The organism is Vibrio rarus (genome assembly GCF_024347075.1).
GTDB classification, from domain to species: Bacteria; Pseudomonadota; Gammaproteobacteria; order Enterobacterales; family Vibrionaceae; genus Vibrio; species Vibrio rarus.
In genome coordinates this window covers 998,607-1,017,280 of record NZ_AP024900.1, presented here as the reverse complement: position 1 = coordinate 1,017,280, position 18,674 = coordinate 998,607, and the positions used below count along the sequence as shown (strand labels likewise).

The window sequence follows — 18,674 nt, the reverse complement described above, 5'->3', positions numbered from 1 at the left end:
ATTTTTGTTATGAGTATTTTTGAACATTTTCAGCACAGATATGAAGCGGCAAAAGAAGAACAACTCTCTATTCAAGAGTTTTTATCTTTATGTGGCGAAAACAAAATGGCCTATGCCAATTCGGCGGAACGACTTTTGCACGCCATTGGGGAGCCACAACTCATCGATACCGCTCAGGACCCACGCTTAAGTCGTATTTTTTCTAATCGCGTGATTGCTCGGTACGACACCTTTAAAGATTTTTACGGTATGGAAGATGCCATTGAACAAATTGTTTCTTACTTAAAACACGCAGCACAAGGACTAGAAGAGAAGAAGCAAATCTTATATCTATTAGGCCCTGTTGGTGGCGGTAAATCCTCTATTGCAGAAAAACTTAAAGCGTTAATGCAACAAGCTCCTATTTATGTGTTATCGGCCAATGGTGAGCGCAGTCCAGTCAATGACCACCCGTTTTGTCTGTTTGATCCCGCTGAAGATGCAGAAATTTTACGCAGTGAATATGGTATTGATAAACGCTATTTACGCTCCATCATGTCCCCATGGGCGGCCAAACGTTTACATGAATTTGGTGGCGACATTTCCAAGTTTACTGTCACCAAACTGCGCCCTTCGATTCTAGATCAAGTTGGGGTGGCCAAAACGGAACCTGGTGATGAAAACAATCAAGATATTTCATCGTTAGTGGGTAAGGTCGATATTCGAAAACTGGAACATTACTCCCAAGATGATCCCGATGCTTACAGTTACTCTGGTGCCTTATGTAAGGCGAACCAAGGCTTGATGGAATTTGTCGAAATGTTCAAAGCCCCTATCAAGGTTTTGCATCCATTATTAACCGCAACCCAAGAGGGGAACTTTAATGGTACGGAAGGGCTCTCTGCCCTGCCCTTTGACGGCACCATCTTAGCGCACTCCAATGAATCGGAATGGCAGACGTTTCGCAATAATAAGAATAATGAAGCCTTTCTAGATCGTGTCTATATAGTGAAAGTCCCCTATTGTTTACGCGTTTCTGAAGAGGTTAAAATTTACGAAAAATTATTAGAAAATAGTGAGTTAAATAACGCACCTTGTGCCCCTAGCACCCTAGATATGCTGGCTCAGTTTAGTATTTTATCTCGGCTGAAAGATCCAGAAAACTCCTCCGTATTTAGTAAGATGCGCGTTTATGATGGGGAAACCTTAAAAGACACGGACCCTAAAGCCAAAAGCCATCAAGAGTACAAAGATTTCGCAGGTATGGATGAGGGCATGTCAGGGCTTTCTACTCGATTTGCCTTTAAAATCCTCTCTCGCGTATTTAACTTTGACCAAACGGAAGTAGCAGCAAACCCAGTACACTTATTTTACGTTATCGAGCAACAGGTAGAACGAGAGCAGTTCCCACAAGAACAAGCAGAACGCTATTTGGAGTTTTTAAAAGGCTTCCTAGTTCTTCGCTACGTTGAATTTATTGGTAAAGAAGTGCAAACCGCCTATTTAGAGTCTTACTCTGAATACGGTCAAAATATCTTTGACCGCTACGTCACCTACGCCGATTTTTGGATTCAAGATCAAGAGTATCGCGATCCAGAAACCGGCCAGCTGTTTGATCGTGCTTCCCTCAATGGCGAGTTAGAGAAAATAGAAAAAACAGCAGGCATTAGTAACCCGAAAGATTTCCGTAACGAAATCGTTAATTTTGTACTACGTGCTCGGGCCAATAACGGTGGTAGCAACCCGTTATGGACCAGTTATGAGAAACTACGAACGGTTATTGAGAAAAAAATGTTCTCCAATACTGAAGAGTTGCTGCCTGTTATCTCCTTTAATGCCAAGACCTCTACCGAAGATCAAAAGAAACATGATGATTTTGTCGCCAGAATGATGGAAAAAGGCTACACAGAAAAACAAGTTCGCTTACTGTCTGAATGGTATCTACGAGTACGCAAATCTTCGTGATTACTTGCAATGCATCATGGATGTGAGAGGCAATAGCATACCCGGTAAATAACCGTATATTTACGGGCATGGTAAGACATAGAACACACTAGTGAGTAACAGCATCACTAGCAGTAATTGAGGTGGCAAATGGCTCAATTTATTGACCGCAGGCTAAATGGAAAAAATAAAAGTACTGTCAACAGACAACGCTTTATTCGCCGTCATAAACAAAAGATCAAGGAAGCGGTCTCTGATGCCGTGAATCGTCGTTCCATTACCGATACTCAGTCAGGAGAAGACATTACGCTGCCGAAAAGCGATATTAATGAACCCTCTTTTCATCAAGGTCAAGGTGGGGTGCGAGAAAGAGTGCATCCAGGTAACGACCAGTTTATTAAAGGGGATAAAATTGAGCGCCCGCCAAGTGGCAGTGGCGGTGGTAGCGGCGATGGTGAAGCCAGTCCTGATGGTGAGGGGCAAGATGAGTTTATCTTTCAAATCTCGAAAGATGAATATCTTGATATCTTATTTGAGGATCTCGCTCTACCTAACTTAGATAAGAAACAAGTAAACCGTATTACCGAATGGAAAACCCACCGTGCGGGGTATCAAACCGCAGGTATCCCTTCCAATATTTCCGTAGTTCGCTCACTGCAACAATCTCTAGCAAGACGTATTGCTCTCTCTTCAGGAAAAAAACGCCAACTCAAATCTCTAGAGCAAGAGCTCACCTCATTAAGAAATAGCGAACCTGCGCAACCTTTACTACAACGTAGCATCAAAGAGCAAATTGAAGAGTTACAAGGGAAAATCCGCCGTGTGCCATTCATTGACACCTTTGATTTGCGCTACAAGAACTATGAAAAACGACCTATTCCATCTAGCCAAGCCGTGATGTTTTGCTTGATGGATGTGTCCGGATCAATGGATCAAACCACTAAAGATATCGCTAAGCGCTTCTACGTTTTACTGTACCTATTTCTCAACCGTACCTATGAAAACGTGGATGTGGTCTTCATCCGTCACCATACCCAAGCAAAAGAAGTGGATGAGCATGAGTTTTTCTATTCCCAAGAAACTGGCGGCACTATTGTCTCTAGTGCATTAAAACTGATGCATGACATTGTCAAACAGCGCTATCCCACCAACCAATGGAATATCTATGCCGCGCAAGCATCCGATGGCGACAATTGGGCTGATGATTCTCCTCGATGTAAAAAACTACTCACAGAGAACCTACTGCCTTGCTGTCAGTACTATTCGTATATAGAAATCACCCGTCGCAGTCATCAAACTTTGTGGCATGAATATGAAAAACTGGGGTCTGGCTGTGACAATTTTGCCATGAAAAACATTCGCTCCGTGGAAGATATTTTCCCTGTATTTCGGGAATTGTTCCAAAAGGAAAGCGGTTAAGGGAAAATAAGTAAGGACACACTATGTCAGCAGATGTGAAATCTAAAGCATTACCCGATGGTCCTGATTGGACCTTCAACTTACTGGAAGAGTACCACCAGCAAATTAAGCGCGTCGCCAAACACTACAAACTCGACACCTACCCCAATCAAATTGAGGTGATTACCGCAGAGCAAATGATGGATGCCTACTCCAGTATTGGTATGCCCATCAATTATCATCACTGGTCGTTTGGTAAAAAGTTCATTCAAACAGAACAAAACTATAAGCACGGTCAAATGGGTCTTGCTTATGAGATTGTCATTAACTCCAACCCATGTATTGCCTATTTGATGGAAGAAAATACAGTCACCATGCAGGCACTGGTGATGGCACATGCCAGCTATGGCCATAACTCGTTTTTTAAAGGCAATTACCTGTTTAAAACCTGGACCGATGCCAGTTCCATCATCGATTACCTCATTTTTGCCCGTAATTATATTAGTGATTGTGAGGAGAAATACGGTGTTGATGACGTAGAAAACCTCCTTGATTCTTGCCATGCCTTGATGAATTATGGTGTCGACCGTTACAAAAGACCGGAAAAAATCTCCATTGCCGAAGAGACCGCTCGCCAGCAACAAAGAGAGCAATACCTGCAATCTCAGGTCAATGAGTTGTGGCGCACCGTTCCTAAGCATCATGACAGTGACTGCGCTGAGAAAACGCGGTTTCCATCAGAGCCTCAAGAGAATCTACTCTATTTTATTGAAAAACACGCCCCCTTATTGGAGCCATGGCAACGGGAAATCGTGCGGATTGTACGCAAAGTGAGTCAGTACTTTTACCCGCAAAAACAGACGCAAGTAATGAATGAAGGATGGGCCACTTTTTGGCACTACACCATTCTTAACCACCTGTATGATGAAGGGTTAGTGTCTGATAAGTTTATGTTGGAGTTTCTACACAGTCACACCAGTGTCATCGCGCAACCGGCCTATAACAGCCCTTACTTTAGTGGCATTAACCCGTATGCGTTAGGCTTTGCTATGTTTCAAGATATCCGACGTATCTGCGAGCACCCGACCGATGAAGACCGACAGTGGTTTCCTGATCTTGCCGGAAGCGATTGGTTAGAATCACTGCATTTTGCCATGCAAAACTTTAAAGATGAGAGTTTTATTAGCCAATATTTGTCCCCGAAACTCATTCGCGATTTTAAACTGTTCGCTATCCATGACGATGACAGAAAAAGCCATATTGAAATCGACGCCATACACGATGAAGTGGGTTACAAGGCAATCCGAGAAAAACTGGCCGCTCAATACAACTTAAGTAACCTTGAGCCCAATATACAAGTGTGGAATGTTGATGTGCGCGGGGATCGCTCCCTAACCTTGCAACACATACCGCACCAACGCATTCCTCTTGATAAAAGTTATGAGGACGTCATAAAACATCTGTATCGATTATGGGGCTTTGATGTGATTCTTGAGGAGTTAAAAGAGTCTGGGCATAGAGACGTACTCATCACTTGCCCTAAACGCAGTGATTTTGGAAAAAGCATTTAAATGCAATTGCCATGATACCCGTGACAATAAGTTCGCACTGCACACTAGATCGTTAAAAAAAAGAGAAGCCTATTTTATGGGCTTCTCTTTCATTAACTGACACAGTCAGCGATTACTGGTTCAACAATATCGCTCTCACCGCATCTAAATCTTGTTGAGTATCCACCCCAGGTGGCGGGGTTTCTTTTGCCAAAGCAACGTGAATTTTTTCACCGTACCAAAGCACACGTAGTTGCTCAAGACTTTCAATTTTCTCTAGCGTAGACGGCGCCCAACTGATGTATCGATTAATAAAACCCGCACGATACGCGTAGATACCTATGTGTCTCATCAAGGGTTGATTTAACGTTGACGTCGTCGTAGCAAACTGGTCTCTATCCCAAGGTATTGTTGCTCGGCTAAAATAGAGGGCATAGCCATTTTTATCTGCAACCACTTTAACCGCATTGGGATTAAAGGCTTCTTCTGCATCGCCAATAGCCACTCCTAAAGTGGCCATAGGTGCGGTAGATGCGGCTAAATTATCAGCGACTTGAGCAATCACAGTTGGCGGAATTAACGGTTCATCCCCTTGTACATTCACCACAATATGATCATCAGCAATGCCCATTTTATCAACCACTTCCGCTAAACGCTCAGTTCCTGACTCATGGTTTTCGGAGGTCATACACACTTGACCGCCAAAACCAATAACAACATCCGCTACCCGTTGATCATCTGTAGCAACAATCACTTGCTCAGCGCCGGCCTGAATGGCTTGTTGATACACATGCTCAATCATAGGTTTGCCACAGATATCCGCTAAAGGTTTACCTGGCAGTCGAGTGGACTGATAACGAGCAGGAATAATGACAGTAAAGGCCATATTAACGTCCCTCTTCCATAGAGATAGAGCGAGCTTCTGGCTCTAAAAGAACGGGGATCCCTTCTTTAATGGGATACGCTAAGCGGTCCAATTTACAGACTAGCTCTTTGTTCTTTTGGTCATAAGTGAGCTTTCCCTTACATACAGGGCAGGCAACGATCTCTAACAATCTATGATCCATATTCCTTCAATACCTCTTGAATTTTATTCATGATTTTCTGACTATTGTTATCACTTATCTGCGCGGACACGGGTAAATACCACCAATTGTCTTGCGCAAACTCACGGCATTTTACCGCATCTTTTTCTGTCATGATCAGTTGCTGACCTTCAGATAATAACGGAATAATATCTGACTTCAATAATGCTTTGTGATCAGCAAAACCTTTGCTATTTGTTACGTTAGCCTGCATGGATGATAACGTATCAAAAAATCTCGGTGGATGACCTATCCCAGCGATTGCCACCAATGCACCGAGCTCGTTTACCGCTTGTCTCTCACCGGTGACAAGGTTTACCGCATGGGACGGTTGCAATACCATTGCGATCTCATCTCCTTGCACCTCACCACCATTGGTAATAAGAAAATCCACATCATCTAAACGACTCAGCTTTTCTCTTAACGGCCCTAGCGGAATAAGATGTTGGTTACCAAAACGGCGCTTACCATCAATTACGCTAAATTCGATATCTCGTTGCAGTGCGTAATGTTGTAAACCATCGTCTGTGACCACAATATCGACATCGTGTTGCAGTAAGTGCTGTACGGCGTTAGCCCGAACAGGGTCAACCACTACAATGGCCCCTGTACGTTGAGCAATGAGTTTAGGTTCATCACCGCAATGCTGGGTGGGCGTTTCTTGGCCCACTAGCAACGGATAATGGGGAGCTTTAGCACCGTAACCACGAGACACGACTCCCACCTTAAGCCCTAACTCTTGCAAGCGCTCTACTAACCACACCACTACGGGCGTTTTACCGTTACCGCCCGCCGTAATATTGCCCACCACCACTACCGGTACCGGCGCTTTATAGCTTGGTTTTTTGCCTTGTAGATAATCACTGCGTCGCCGTTGGCTTATGTAGCCAAACAACTGACTCAATGGCCACAACAGCGGCCAAAATAACCAACGCAGTGGGTTGGAGCTAAACCATAATAGGTGTATCACGAATTAATCACCAAACTGGATTTTATGAAGTTGTGCGTAAGCATCGCCTTTTTCCAGCAATTGTGAATGGGTACCACGCTCAATGATTTCACCGGCATCCACCACTAAAATCTCATCGGCATTTTCGATAGTTGATAATCGATGAGCAATAACTAACACGGTTTTGTCTTTTTGCAACTCGTCCAATGCCGACTGAATAGCACGTTCAGATTCGGTATCTAGAGCCGATGTGGCCTCATCTAAAATCAACACTGGCGCATCACGCAATAACGCTCGTGCAATGGCCACTCTCTGGCGTTGACCTCCAGATAAGCTTGCACCATTTTCGCCAATCATGGTATCTAAACCATCCGGTAAATGCTTAGTGAACTCTAGGGCATGGGCCAATTTTGCTGCATGTTCAATTTGCTCGCGAGTATATTCACCTTCCGCCGCGTAGGCGATGTTATTGGCAATAGTATCGTTAAACAAATGCACATTTTGCGACACTAAACCAAACTGCTGACGCAAATTGGCGAGTTTATAAGCATTAATATTTTCACCGTCGAGTCTTATTTCGCCCTCATCAACCTCATAGAAGCGGGTGAATAAGTTGGCAATGGTACTTTTCCCAGACCCCGAACGCCCAACAAGCGCCACGGTCTTCCCTTGTGGAATGGTAAAATCCACATGTTTTAAGGCAGGGGTATCTTTACCTTGATAAGTGAAAGTCACATCTTTTACTTCAACGACGCCTTTCGCGCGAGTGACGTCTTTTGTGCCAGCATCATTTTCTGTATTTAAATCCATCAAAGAGAACAATGTATGGGCTGCAGCCATACCTCTTTGGAAATCAGAGGTCACATTCGTTAATGACTTTAATGGACGCATCATGCCAAACATTGCAGAGAAGATAACGGTAAACGCACCAGGGGTGAGATCCGCTCGTACCTGAGGAAAACTGGCAAGATAAAGCACAGTGACTAAAGCAAAAGAGGCGATAAGCTGTACGATAGGGTTGGCTGCCGCTTGCGCAGTAACCATCTTCATCGTTTGCTGACGCATTTTATTGCTCACTTGATTAAAGCGTTCTTCTTCTACCTGTTGCCCACCATAGCTCAATACAACCTTGTGCCCTTTTAGCATTTGTTCTGCAGAAGAAGCCACTTTACCCATAGCGGTTTGCATATTCTTACTGATTTTACGAAAACGCTTAGAGACCTGACGAATAGCAAAAGCCACAACAGGAGCGACCACTAATAACACCAGTGACAGTTGCCAACTATTCCAAAACATTAACGCCAGTAGCCCTATAATACTCGCACCTTCGCGCACAAGACTAACTAGAGCTTTACTGGTGGCGGCCGCCACTTGTTCACTGTCGTAAGTAATTCTAGATAGCAAGCCACCAGTGGACTCTCTATCGAAAAAAGGCACCGGCATGTGCATGAAATGGTTAAAAATGGCCCGACGCATTAACATGACCACATTGCCAGAAACCCAGCTCAAACAATAGGTTGAAATAAACCCTGAGATACCTCGCACCACAATCATACCTAAGATAATAAAAGGTAAGATCTTTAAGAAATTAGATTCAATATCCCCAAATCCTTCATCAAGCAAAGGTTTTAAAAGGGAAATCATATAAGTATCTGCAGCAGCGTTGATAATCAAAGCGAACGCTGCGACGAAAAGCCCCAGTTTATAAAAACGAATGTATTTCCACAGTCGCTTAAAGGTTTTCCACGTAGATTCATCTTCTAGTTGTGACATAAGAATGGCTTTATTTTTTATTTAGTTACCTATTATTCTACTCTGTTACGCAAAATCTTCCTATACCAAGCATCAGTTTGTGGACTACGTAAAGTAACAATCTTTAATTCACTATCTAAAAAATAGACGCTAACTTGACCTTTTTCTCCTGTATCAAGCCATTTACTGCGCATGTGTTGATAACGATGAATGACCTTGTGGCTAGGAAGTGACCACCGCCCTTGCTTGGCTACAGAAGCAATTGCCCAATCCGCTGCTGTGTTCCTTACAAAAGGCATGGTTGATGACGTATTACTGCCATGGTGAGGCACGATAACCACATCCGACTGCAATGACATATGAGCTAACTGGTATTCCGCAACAGCGTCAATATCTCCGGTAAGCAACACCGAGTGCTGCCCATCGGAAATGCGAATCACACACGAGTGAGGATTATACGCGCGCCTCACTTGTTGCGGTGGCCACACCATTTGAAAACTGAGCCCTTGCCACCACCAAAATTGCCCTTGAATGCAAGGGCTGGTTTGCCCATCTCGCTGAGAGCTGAACACCTCTTTAGGTAAAAAACGTCTTAGCAGATACTCCATCCCTCCTTGGTGGTCGTTATCCCAATGGCTGATAAACAACGCGTCCAATTGAGTGCCTTTATTGCGAATAACGGGCTCCACCACCAACTCTGCCATGCCACTGTCTCCCCAATGAGCTCCAGTATCGTATAATACGGCGCGATTATTTGAGCGAATCAACACCGCCAAGCCGTGCCCCACATCCAAGACATCTAATCGCCATTGCGGGGAATATGCATAAAATTCCACAGCAACCAACACCATGACACTCATTGATGCGACGACTACCCTTAATTTTTTGCGCAAACACACTAAGCAAAACAACAGCACCATCAGCCCTATTTGTGTGCGTGTCGCTTGCCACCACAACAAAGTGTACCCTTGACTGAAAGCCACCACATCTTGCAACAGCACCAATCCCCTATCTGCCAAACCAAATAGCAGCATGGCCAGTGAGTGTGACACTTCATTGAGCATAATCCCTGCCAGTAACAGTGGCACAACATACAAAGACACTAGCGGGATCGCCATGGCATTAAACAACATAGATAACCATGCCACGCCACCAAGAAACCAAGCGCAAATTGGAGCCAGTCCTAAACTCAAAAACAGTTGTACCCTGAGCCAGGCGCGCCATTTTTGGTGTAAGGCACTTAGCAACGCGCTGCCCGTTCTTTGTGGCCGCGGTGGGGAATGAATAGGCAACGACTTTATCTCAGAGGATTGATGCCTAGCAGGTGCTGGCGGCCATTGTGTTAAGCTCTCTAAGGCAAGGATAATCACCACCACCGCCCCAACGCTAAGCCATAAACTGGAAGAGAGTGCTGACATGGGCGACATGCTTAACACAATCGCTAGCGTTAACCACAGCACCTGCCAGCGACTCCAACGTAGCCCTAGCAATAAAGCCGCAGAGCCAATTACACACATCACCAAAGCCCGCTGGGTGGGTAAACTAAACCCTGCAAGCCAAGCATAAAAGACCGCCATGGTAACGGCCGATAACAGTGGCAACCACATGCCACTAGGCACCGCAATACGGATCAGATGCCCAACCCACCAGCCCACGGCATACGCCAATCCTATATGTAAACCCGATATGGCAATTAAATGCGCCAGTCCCGTTCGCTTTAAATCCTGCCATTGCTCTTTGTCAATGAACGACCGCTCTCCAAAGAGCAGAGCCAATAACAGAGGTTGTGATTCAAGCTGTTGCGTTTGTTGATAAATCTGAGCAAACCAGCGACCTCTAAGGTTCGGCGACTCGATTTTCTTGATGACCTCCAGCACTTTCCCTTGTGCTATCACTCTCTGAGAAAAATAATGTTTTTCCGCATCAAATCCGGCTTCGTTCAGTAAACCTATGATAGGTTTTATCTTCGCCGACACCTGCCAAGTTTCTCCAAGCTGCATCTGATGCGCTAATTCGATGGGCACTTTCAACAATAATTGCCCTGATACAGGTGCATCGCATCCTTGCACCTCTAAGACTTCAACTACTGAATTTGAAAAATAAAGATTTGTTCTAAATGTGCTGTTTAGCTGAATATTTATGGTAATATTTCCAGCGCAATTGAATAACGTGTTGACGTCTCTTACAAAGATATGACTCTGTACTAGACTAACTGCTGATGCCAAACACAGACCTAAGGTCCAGTTTAACCCCTTACATCGGCAACAGAGCAACACCATGGCGAGTATAACAACCAGCCACTTCAATTCAGGAAGCGTGTGCCAATACATTGCTGCGACAATCGTCGCTGAGAATGAAATTAAATTCCAGTTACCGAGCAAGAGAGCTGTTTTCCCTTATGCCTAGAAAATTTATTCAACGCTTCATGCCAGACCATGAACTGATTAAACGTCAAAAAGCGCTTAAGATTTTCGGTAATTTACTCTACAACCCAAATCTATGGGTGTTAAACCGACGTTCAGCTTCTGGTGCATTTGCCGTTGGCTTATTTATGTGTTTTGTACCACTACCAAGCCAAATGATTATGGCAGCAGGGTTAGCCATTGCCTTTGGCGTTAATTTGCCTCTGTCTGTTGCTCTGGTATGGATAAGTAATCCCATTACCATGCCTATTATGTTTTATTTGGCCTATAAGTTAGGGGCTTGGGTAATGCAATTGCCCGCTCAATCGTTCCACTTTGAATTGTCATGGAACTACCTAGTATCACAAATGTCGACTATTGGTCCTCCATTTTTACTCGGTTGTGCTATTTGTGCCGTGGTCAGTTCCTTATTAGGTTATTTTGGTATTCGAGCTTTGTGGCGTTACTCTGTAGTACGCAGTTGGAAGAAAAGACAGCTTAAGCTGAACCCATTTACCAAGTAGCTCACTCTTATACAAACTTAGACATAAAAAAAGCGTTGCTCTATGAGCAACGCTTTTTTAATTCTTTAATCATACCATCACACTAAGTATGTGATCAGACATAACGCAGTTACCGAGTATTTTAACAAGCTAGAATGACCCGTTATTTAGTACGATGGTATCACACCAACCGCCGTCAATTACTTCGCACTGAGTACGCTGGCAGGGTTTAGTTTACTCGCTTTACGTGCCGGGAACCAAGTGGCTAATAAACTCAGTACTATCGCAGTAGCGGAAACTAAAATCACATCCATAGGGTTTACTTGTGAGGGTAAAAAGTTCACAAAGTAAATATCACCAGACAAGAATTGATGTCCCACTAGATGTTCAACCACTTTAACAATAGAGGTTAAATTTAAAGCCACTAATAAGCCCAATACACTGCCGGCAACAGCCCCCAACACACCCGATAAAATACCTTGCCACATAAAAATCGCTTTGATGAGCGAGTCCGAGGCTCCCATGGTACGTAAAATGGCCACCTCAGCGGCGCGATCTTTCACCGCCATCATTAGCGTCGATACAATATTAAAACAGGCCACGCCTATCACCAGCACCATCACCAAGTACATAATGGTACGGACCATTTGGATATCTCTATAGATGTAGCCAAACTGCTGCTTCCAACTGTTGATATATACGTACACAGGTAAATGGGCGCCAATAATGCGCATAGACTCTTGCGCGTTAAAGACATCTTTGGTTTTCACGGAAATACCACTCACAGTATCCCCAAGGGATAAATAAGCCTGCGCGTCTTGCAAAGGTATCAACGCTAAAGAGTGATCTAACTGTCCTCCAAGAGAGAAAATACCGCTCACCTGTAGGCGCACTCGTTTAGGGGCTTGAGTGCGGCCATTTTTTGACGCAACGGGGATCATAAGTGAAATACCATCGCCCACATTCACCGCTAACTTCTCAGCAATACCTCGCCCTAAAATGACCTGTTTAGAGCCGGCGGTAAAATGTTGCCACGCCTCCCCTTCAACAAATTTAGACAGACTAGAAATATGGCTTTCTAGTTCGGGGGACACTCCTCTCACTTGCAGCGCTTTTAAATGATGCCCTTTCTCAGCAAGGGCTGTGAATTTTACGAACGGCGCGGCGGCCAACGCTTGAGGTTGCAGCTCTATTTTTTCTACCAGTTGTGGCCAATCTTGTAATGGCTTGTTTACGGCAGAAAACTCACCATGAGGCACAACGGATAACACACGGTTTTGCAACTCTCTTTCAAAGCCATTCATCGCCGAAAGGCCAATAATAATCACCGCCACACCGACCATAATACCCAGAGTTGAGGATAAAGAGATAAATGACACCATTTTATTGCGCTGTTTAGCTCGGCTAAATCGGCTACCAATAAATAGAGATAAAGTGCTCATCACTGCGTAACCTCTTCCTGTGACGGTACTAATAATCCATCTTGCATGTGCATTTTTCTGTCCATCTTACTGGCCAACTCTGTATCGTGAGTCACCACCAAAAATGCCGTACCGGATTTCTGATTTAGCTCGCGCATCAAGTCATAAATGCCCAGTGCCGTGGTGTAATCCAGATTCCCCGTTGGCTCATCCGCCAGTACTAGAGAAGGTTCATTCACCAGCGCTCTGGCAATGGCGACCCTTTGCCTTTCGCCTCCCGATAATTCAGACGGACGATGATCTAAACGATGCTCTAACCCCACACGAACCAATAATTCTTTGGCCGCTTGCTTGGCTTCGGCACTTTTTTTACCCCCAATAAGCAAAGGCATCGCCACATTCTCTAATGCGGAAAAATCGGCTAATAGGTGATGAAACTGATACACAAATCCTAAATGCTGATTGCGTAACTTGGCCTGTTGATTGCTACTCAATGCCCCAAGATCTTGATCGTTGAAACGCACCTGCCCAGAAGTTGCATCATCTAATGCACCTAAAATATGCAATAAAGTACTCTTTCCTGAGCCGGAACTGCCCACAATAGACACCAGTTCCCCATGACCTATGGTAAAGCTGACGCCACGCAGCACCTGCGTATCGACACTGCCTTCCATGTAGGTTTTATTTAGATCAGTACACTCTAGTAAATTACTCATATCTTAACGCCTCGGCGGGTTTCACCGATGCAGCTCGGTAGGATGGATAAAGGGTTGCAACCACACTCAAGGTGACAGCAAGGCCCACAACTAAGAGCACTTGGCTGTAATCAATTAAGATAGGTAACTGACCACCGTATGCGTATAAAGACGCACCCAGTGCTTGTAATATTGCATTTAATTGGTTGGAGATGAGAATACCAAGCACACCACCAAGGACAGCGCCAACCACACCACTGCTGGCACCTTGTACCACAAACAGCGCCATAACCTGTTGTTTACTCATGCCTTGGGTTTTTAATATGGCCACCTCAGCTTGTTTCTCCATCACCACCATAATCAGTGCGGAAATAATATTGAAAGCAGCCACACCCACAATCAGCCCTAACATCAGACCCATCATGTTTTTCTCCATTTTAACCGCTTGGAATAACTCACCCCGTTGAGCACGCCAATCTTGCCAACGCCAATTATCGGGTAATGAGAGTGACGATAATTCAGACACAGCAAAAGGGTCGTCTAAATACAATCGCCAGCCGGTGATTTGTTGCGCGTTCATTTTTAACAAGCGCCCGGCATCCGCAATATGAGTGACCATTAGCTGAGCATCCACATCTGAACCAGTATTAAATATCCCTGACACCGTAAAATTGCGTTGACTTGGAATACGCCCTAAAGGGGTAAATTGACTGGCACTGGTCACCATTAAACGTACCTTGTCACCCTGATGAACTTTGAGTTGTCGAGCCAAGGTATGACCAATTAATATGTGATACTTTCCTGCTTGCAGTGAATCCACACGTCCAGATAGCATAAACTGCCGTAAAGGTTCATCCGGTCGTCCTTCAATACCAATTAATTGCCCCGCGGCTAAATGAGCAGGGCTTTGCAGTACCGCCTCACTCGAAACAATCGGCACCGTTTCCACAACATGTGGTAAGGAAGTAATAAAATCAGGTGCGTGTTCGGTACGCACCGTTTTGCCAGAGGCATCCGCAACAATGGCTTGAGGAAGAACCCCAAGGATCCGTCCTTTTAGCTGACTTTCAAAGCCATTCATTACCGACAACACCGTAATTAAGGACAATACGCCTATGGTAATTCCCGCCGTCGACATATAAGAGACGAATCGACTAAATCGATCCCCAGAACGACCTCTGAGGTAACGCAAGCCAATATAAAGTGAAACAGGTCGAAACATAACCAACCAAAAAATAGTAACAGTGCCATTAATGTAACCACTAATCGTTATTTCGAGTAGTGTTTGCCACTGTTTTTGTAGAGATTAATTCATAAAACGTCAATAATTGAGCAATCGCACCACCAATCAGCCTATTTTGATGCGTTATTGATAGATAAACCGAACTGGGTTGACGATAATCAGATACATTATACGCAGAACACTTATGTTGGAATCTCACACTCATATGGATAACCAGTCACTTTTTGCTTTACCTATCGCAACCAAAGCTGGAGATAAAAAACAGCTTGGTAATCTACAAGGTGCCTCTTTGGCCATGGCGATAGCACAATTAACCAAGCAGCATCAGCACCCAACGTTAGTCATTGTGAGTGACCCACAAACCGCTTTGAAACTGCAAGTGGAAATTGAGCAATTTAGCTCGGTGAATGTGGCGCTGTTTCCTGACTGGGAAACACTGCCCTACGACAATTTTTCTCCTCACCAAGATATTATTTCCGATCGTATCGCCACGCTTTATCAATTGCCGACCTTAGAACAAGGTATCACCATTGTTCCTATTAGCACGCTATTGCAACGTCAATCCCCTAGAGAATTTTTACTGCAACATACGTTGATGGTGAAAGCGGGTGATCGATTCTCTTTGAAAAAATTACGACTGCAATTAGACAATTCAGGCTATCGCAATGTTGACCAAGTATTTGGTCCCGGAGAATACGCCAGTCGTGGCTCGATATTGGACTTATTTCCAATGGGCAGCAGTGATCCCTATCGCATTGACTTTTTTGATGATGAAATCGATAGCATCCGTACCTTCGACCCTGAAAACCAACGCTCTATTGCCGATATTAATGAAATTCGTCTGTTACCTGCCCATGAGTTTCCATCCAATGCAGAAGCTATTGAAGATTTCCGCATTCGTTGGAGACAGAAATTTGATGCACGCCGTGAGCCCGAATCCGTTTATATGCAGGTATCAAAAGGCACTTGGCCATCGGGCATAGAATATTGGCAACCACTGTTTTTTGACCATACAGAAACTCTGTTTGACTATCTGCCCCCACAGACGCTATTACTCTCTGTTGGGGATATTGAACCAGCAGTTGATACCTTCCTTGCTGATGTGGACTATCGCTACCAGCAACGAAAAGTGGACCCATTACGTCCACTATTAGAGCCTGCCGAATTGTGGATGAAAAAAGACCAACTGTTTGCCTCCATTAAACAGTGGCCACAAGTAAAATTAAGCCAAACAACCACCGCTGACAAAGCCGGACGCGCCAATCTCGACATTGACGCTCTGCCGCCATTAGCGGCCAGTCCTCAAACTAAAGAGCCGATGTCGGCATTAAGAAAGTTCAGCGAGAGCTACAACGGAAAAATTATTTTTTCAGTCGAATCTCAAGGGCGCAGAGAAGCGCTGTTAGAGTTGCTCGCTCCGGTGAAGATTTTACCTAAAGAAGTGTCCGGAATTGACGCAGCATTAGCCAGTAATGACCCCTTTTCACTGATTCTTGGCTCATCTGAGCACGGTTTTATTCATGCCAATCCCGACTTTGCACTTATTTGCGAAAGTGACTTGCTTGGCGATCGCGTCATGCAAACGCGCAAAAAAGACAAACGTGCGGTTAATAGCGATACGGTTATACGCCATCTAGCGGAGCTCAAACCGGGCCAACCTGTAGTGCATCTCGACCACGGCATTGGTCGTTACCTTGGTTTACAAACGTTAGACGCCGGTGGCATCACAACAGAATACGTGACTCTTCAATATCTTAACGATGCAAAGCTGTATGTGCCTGTCTCCTCACTCAATTTAATCAGCCGCTATTCTGGGGGCGCTGAAGAAAGTGCCCCATTGCATAAATTAGGCAGTGACTCTTGGAGTAAAGCGCGCCGTAAAGCAGCGGAAAAAGTCCGTGATGTCGCGGCAGAGCTGCTGGATGTCTACGCCAAGCGAGAGCTCAAACCTGGCTATAAATTCAAATTGGATCGCGAGCAGTATGCGCACTTTAAAGCGGGCTTCCCCTTTGAAGAAACCGATGATCAAAAACAGGCCATCAATGCGGTACTATCTGATATGTGCCAAGGCAAGGCAATGGATCGCTTGGTGTGTGGTGACGTAGGTTTTGGTAAAACAGAAGTGGCCATGCGCGCCACGTTTGTGTGTACCGACAACGCCAAACAAGTGGCAGTTTTGGTGCCAACGACCCTACTTGCCCAGCAACATTTTGAAAACTTCAGAGATCGATTTGCCAACCTTCCTGTGCGCGTAGAAGTGTTGTCTCGATTCAAAAGTGCCAAAGAGCAAAAGCAGATCTTAGCGGATCTCGCCGAAGGTAAAGTAGATATTATTGTCGGTACCCATAAACTGCTGCAAGACGACATTAAATTTGCCGATCTTGGCTTACTTGTTGTCGATGAAGAGCACCGCTTTGGGGTTCGTCAAAAAGAGAAAATGAAATCCATGCGTGCCGATGTGGATATTCTCACCTTAACCGCCACACCTATCCCTCGTACCTTAAATATGGCCATGAGTGGTATGCGTGACTTATCGATCATTGCGACACCTCCTGCCCGTCGTCTGGCCATTAAAACCTTTGTTCGTCAAAGTGATGATGCGGTCATCCGCGAAGCGATATTGCGTGAAATCATGCGTGGTGGTCAGGTTTACTTCTTGCATAATCAAGTGGATACCATACACAAGGTGGCAGAAGATCTTAGCAAGCTGATCCCTGAAGCTCGGGTGACCATAGCACACGGACAAATGCGTGAACGGGAATTAGAATCGGTGATGAATGACTTCTACCATCAGCGTTTCAATTTATTAGTGTGTACCACTATCATTGAAACGGGTATCGATGTCCCTACTGCAAACACCATCATCATGAACCGTGCTGACAACCTAGGTTTAGCTCAGTTACACCAATTGCGTGGTCGTGTGGGCCGCTCTCACCATCAAGCTTACGCCTATTTGCTCACGCCTCACCCTAAAGCCATCAGTAAAGATGCGGCTAAGCGCCTTGATGCGATTGCCTCATTAGAAGATCTGGGCGCCGGCTTTACTCTGGCCACCCACGATTTAGAAATACGTGGCGCTGGGGAATTGCTCGGGGATGATCAAAGTGGTCAAATTCATTCCATAGGTTTCACCCTTTATATGGAAATGCTAGAGCAAGCAGTACAAGCACTTAAAGAAGGAAAAGAAGCCTCTTTAGATGACTTACTGCGCGAGCAAACTGAGGTTGAGCTGCGCTTACCTGCCTTAATTCCCGATGATTACATCCCAGATATTAACACCCGCTTATCTCTGTATAAGCGCATTGCTAGTGTCGCCAATGACCGCCAACTAATTGAGATGAAAGTAGAGCTTATTGACCGTTTTGGCCCACTGCCTGACGCCACCAAAAATCTATTGCAAATCTCCGAGATTAAGTTGCAAGCGGCGGAAATTAAAGTGGATAAAATAGAAGCACACGACAAAGGGGGCTATATTGAGTTTTATCCTGATGCGGACATTAACCCTATGTATTTGGTTAAACTGTTGCAGTCTCAGTCGGATAAATTTGCCATGGAAGGGCCCACGAAAATAAAATTCAAACAAAGCTTAGTTGACCGTCGAGACCGAGTGGCATATGTAAAACAATTAGTTGAGCAGTTCGCACAAAATCGACTGGCATAAACCGCGCGGTCAGTGAGCAGGGAATGATCTCTGCTATACTGCGTAAATCTGAGAACATATTACTCTTTCAAGATGCATTTACTCATAGTAAC

13 protein-coding genes are annotated in these 18,674 nt (G+C 44.8%); 5 read left to right on the top strand and 8 right to left on the bottom strand.

All coding sequences use genetic code 11. The annotated features are described in order from the left end of the window. Positions 1-9: 9 nt before the first annotated feature. From OCU56_RS04810 to OCU56_RS04800, 3 genes are all read left to right on the top strand, one after another. A complete protein-coding gene (locus OCU56_RS04810; protein ID WP_261874399.1) occupies positions 10-1,944 on the top strand; it encodes a PrkA family serine protein kinase in 1,935 nt (644 codons plus the stop codon). Between the two features lie 129 nt (positions 1,945-2,073). Next, a complete protein-coding gene (locus tag OCU56_RS04805; protein ID WP_261874398.1) occupies positions 2,074-3,342 on the top strand; it encodes a YeaH/YhbH family protein in 1,269 nt (422 codons plus the stop codon). Positions 3,343-3,365: 23 nt separating this feature from the next. Next, positions 3,366-4,892, top strand: coding sequence for a SpoVR family protein (locus OCU56_RS04800; RefSeq protein ID WP_261874397.1), 1,527 nt, complete (start codon positions 3,366-3,368; stop codon positions 4,890-4,892). A gap of 112 nt (positions 4,893-5,004) precedes the next feature. Here the strand turns inward: OCU56_RS04800 and kdsB are convergent, their stop codons facing one another. Genes kdsB through OCU56_RS04775 form a run of 5 tightly spaced genes read right to left on the bottom strand, consistent with a single transcriptional unit; the run spans position 5,005 to position 11,038 of the window. Continuing rightward, complete coding sequence (gene kdsB / locus OCU56_RS04795; protein ID WP_261874396.1) at positions 5,005-5,757, bottom strand: 3-deoxy-manno-octulosonate cytidylyltransferase; 753 nt, start codon at positions 5,755-5,757, stop codon at positions 5,005-5,007. A 1-nt stretch (position 5,758) separates the two neighbouring features. Beyond that, a complete protein-coding gene (locus OCU56_RS04790) occupies positions 5,759-5,938 on the bottom strand; it encodes a Trm112 family protein (protein ID WP_261874395.1) in 180 nt (59 codons plus the stop codon). After that, positions 5,928-6,926, bottom strand: coding sequence for a tetraacyldisaccharide 4'-kinase (gene lpxK / locus OCU56_RS04785; protein WP_261874394.1), 999 nt, complete (start codon positions 6,924-6,926; stop codon positions 5,928-5,930). Before lpxK ends, OCU56_RS04790 begins: the two co-directional genes overlap by 11 nt. A 3-nt stretch (positions 6,927-6,929) precedes the next feature. Next, positions 6,930-8,678, bottom strand: a complete 1,749-nt coding sequence (gene msbA / locus OCU56_RS04780) for a lipid A ABC transporter ATP-binding protein/permease MsbA (protein ID WP_261874393.1) — start codon at positions 8,676-8,678, stop codon at positions 6,930-6,932. Between the two features lie 32 nt (positions 8,679-8,710). Continuing rightward, a complete protein-coding gene (locus OCU56_RS04775; RefSeq protein WP_261874392.1) occupies positions 8,711-11,038 on the bottom strand; it encodes a DNA internalization-related competence protein ComEC/Rec2 in 2,328 nt (775 codons plus the stop codon). Positions 11,039-11,055: 17 nt separating this feature from the next. Between OCU56_RS04775 and OCU56_RS04770 the strand changes: the two genes are divergently transcribed. Continuing rightward, positions 11,056-11,583: a DUF2062 domain-containing protein gene (locus OCU56_RS04770; protein ID WP_261874391.1), complete on the top strand. Its 528-nt coding sequence runs from the start codon at positions 11,056-11,058 to the stop codon at positions 11,581-11,583. Positions 11,584-11,762: 179 nt separating this feature from the next. Here OCU56_RS04770 and lolE read toward each other — a convergent pair whose 3' ends face one another. Genes lolE through lolC form a run of 3 tightly spaced genes read right to left on the bottom strand, consistent with a single transcriptional unit; the run spans position 11,763 to position 14,900 of the window. Beyond that, positions 11,763-13,007, bottom strand: coding sequence for a lipoprotein-releasing ABC transporter permease subunit LolE (gene lolE / locus OCU56_RS04765; protein WP_261874390.1), 1,245 nt, complete (start codon positions 13,005-13,007; stop codon positions 11,763-11,765). Then, positions 13,004-13,699: a lipoprotein-releasing ABC transporter ATP-binding protein LolD gene (gene lolD, locus OCU56_RS04760; RefSeq protein WP_261874389.1), complete on the bottom strand. Its 696-nt coding sequence runs from the start codon at positions 13,697-13,699 to the stop codon at positions 13,004-13,006. Before lolD ends, lolE begins: the two co-directional genes overlap by 4 nt. Continuing rightward, complete coding sequence (lolC, locus tag OCU56_RS04755; protein WP_261874388.1) at positions 13,692-14,900, bottom strand: lipoprotein-releasing ABC transporter permease subunit LolC; 1,209 nt, start codon at positions 14,898-14,900, stop codon at positions 13,692-13,694. The genes lolD and lolC overlap by 8 nt, the downstream gene beginning before the upstream one ends. Before the next feature lie 226 nt (positions 14,901-15,126). Between lolC and mfd the strand changes: the two genes are divergently transcribed. Then, a complete protein-coding gene (mfd, locus tag OCU56_RS04750; protein ID WP_261874773.1) occupies positions 15,127-18,582 on the top strand; it encodes a transcription-repair coupling factor in 3,456 nt (1,151 codons plus the stop codon). The last annotated feature ends 92 nt before the right edge of the window (positions 18,583-18,674 follow it).

Bases quoted from the DNA above. Each gene is read 5' to 3' on its own strand.
- kdsB (WP_261874396.1), bottom strand. From the start codon at position 5,757: ATGGCCTTTACTGTCATTATTCCTGCTCGTTATCAGTCCACTCGACTG.
- OCU56_RS04805 (WP_261874398.1), top strand. From the start codon at position 2,074: ATGGCTCAATTTATTGACCGCAGGCTAAATGGAAAAAATAAAAGTACT.
- OCU56_RS04770 (WP_261874391.1), top strand. From the start codon at position 11,056: ATGCCTAGAAAATTTATTCAACGCTTCATGCCAGACCATGAACTGATT.
- OCU56_RS04810 (WP_261874399.1), top strand. From the start codon at position 10: ATGAGTATTTTTGAACATTTTCAGCACAGATATGAAGCGGCAAAAGAA.
- OCU56_RS04800 (WP_261874397.1), top strand. From the start codon at position 3,366: ATGTCAGCAGATGTGAAATCTAAAGCATTACCCGATGGTCCTGATTGG.
- OCU56_RS04790 (WP_261874395.1), bottom strand. From the start codon at position 5,938: ATGGATCATAGATTGTTAGAGATCGTTGCCTGCCCTGTATGTAAGGGA.
- msbA (WP_261874393.1), bottom strand. From the start codon at position 8,678: ATGTCACAACTAGAAGATGAATCTACGTGGAAAACCTTTAAGCGACTG.
- lolC (WP_261874388.1), bottom strand. From the start codon at position 14,900: ATGTTTCGACCTGTTTCACTTTATATTGGCTTGCGTTACCTCAGAGGT.
- lolD (WP_261874389.1), bottom strand. From the start codon at position 13,699: ATGAGTAATTTACTAGAGTGTACTGATCTAAATAAAACCTACATGGAA.
- mfd (WP_261874773.1), top strand. From the start codon at position 15,127: ATGGATAACCAGTCACTTTTTGCTTTACCTATCGCAACCAAAGCTGGA.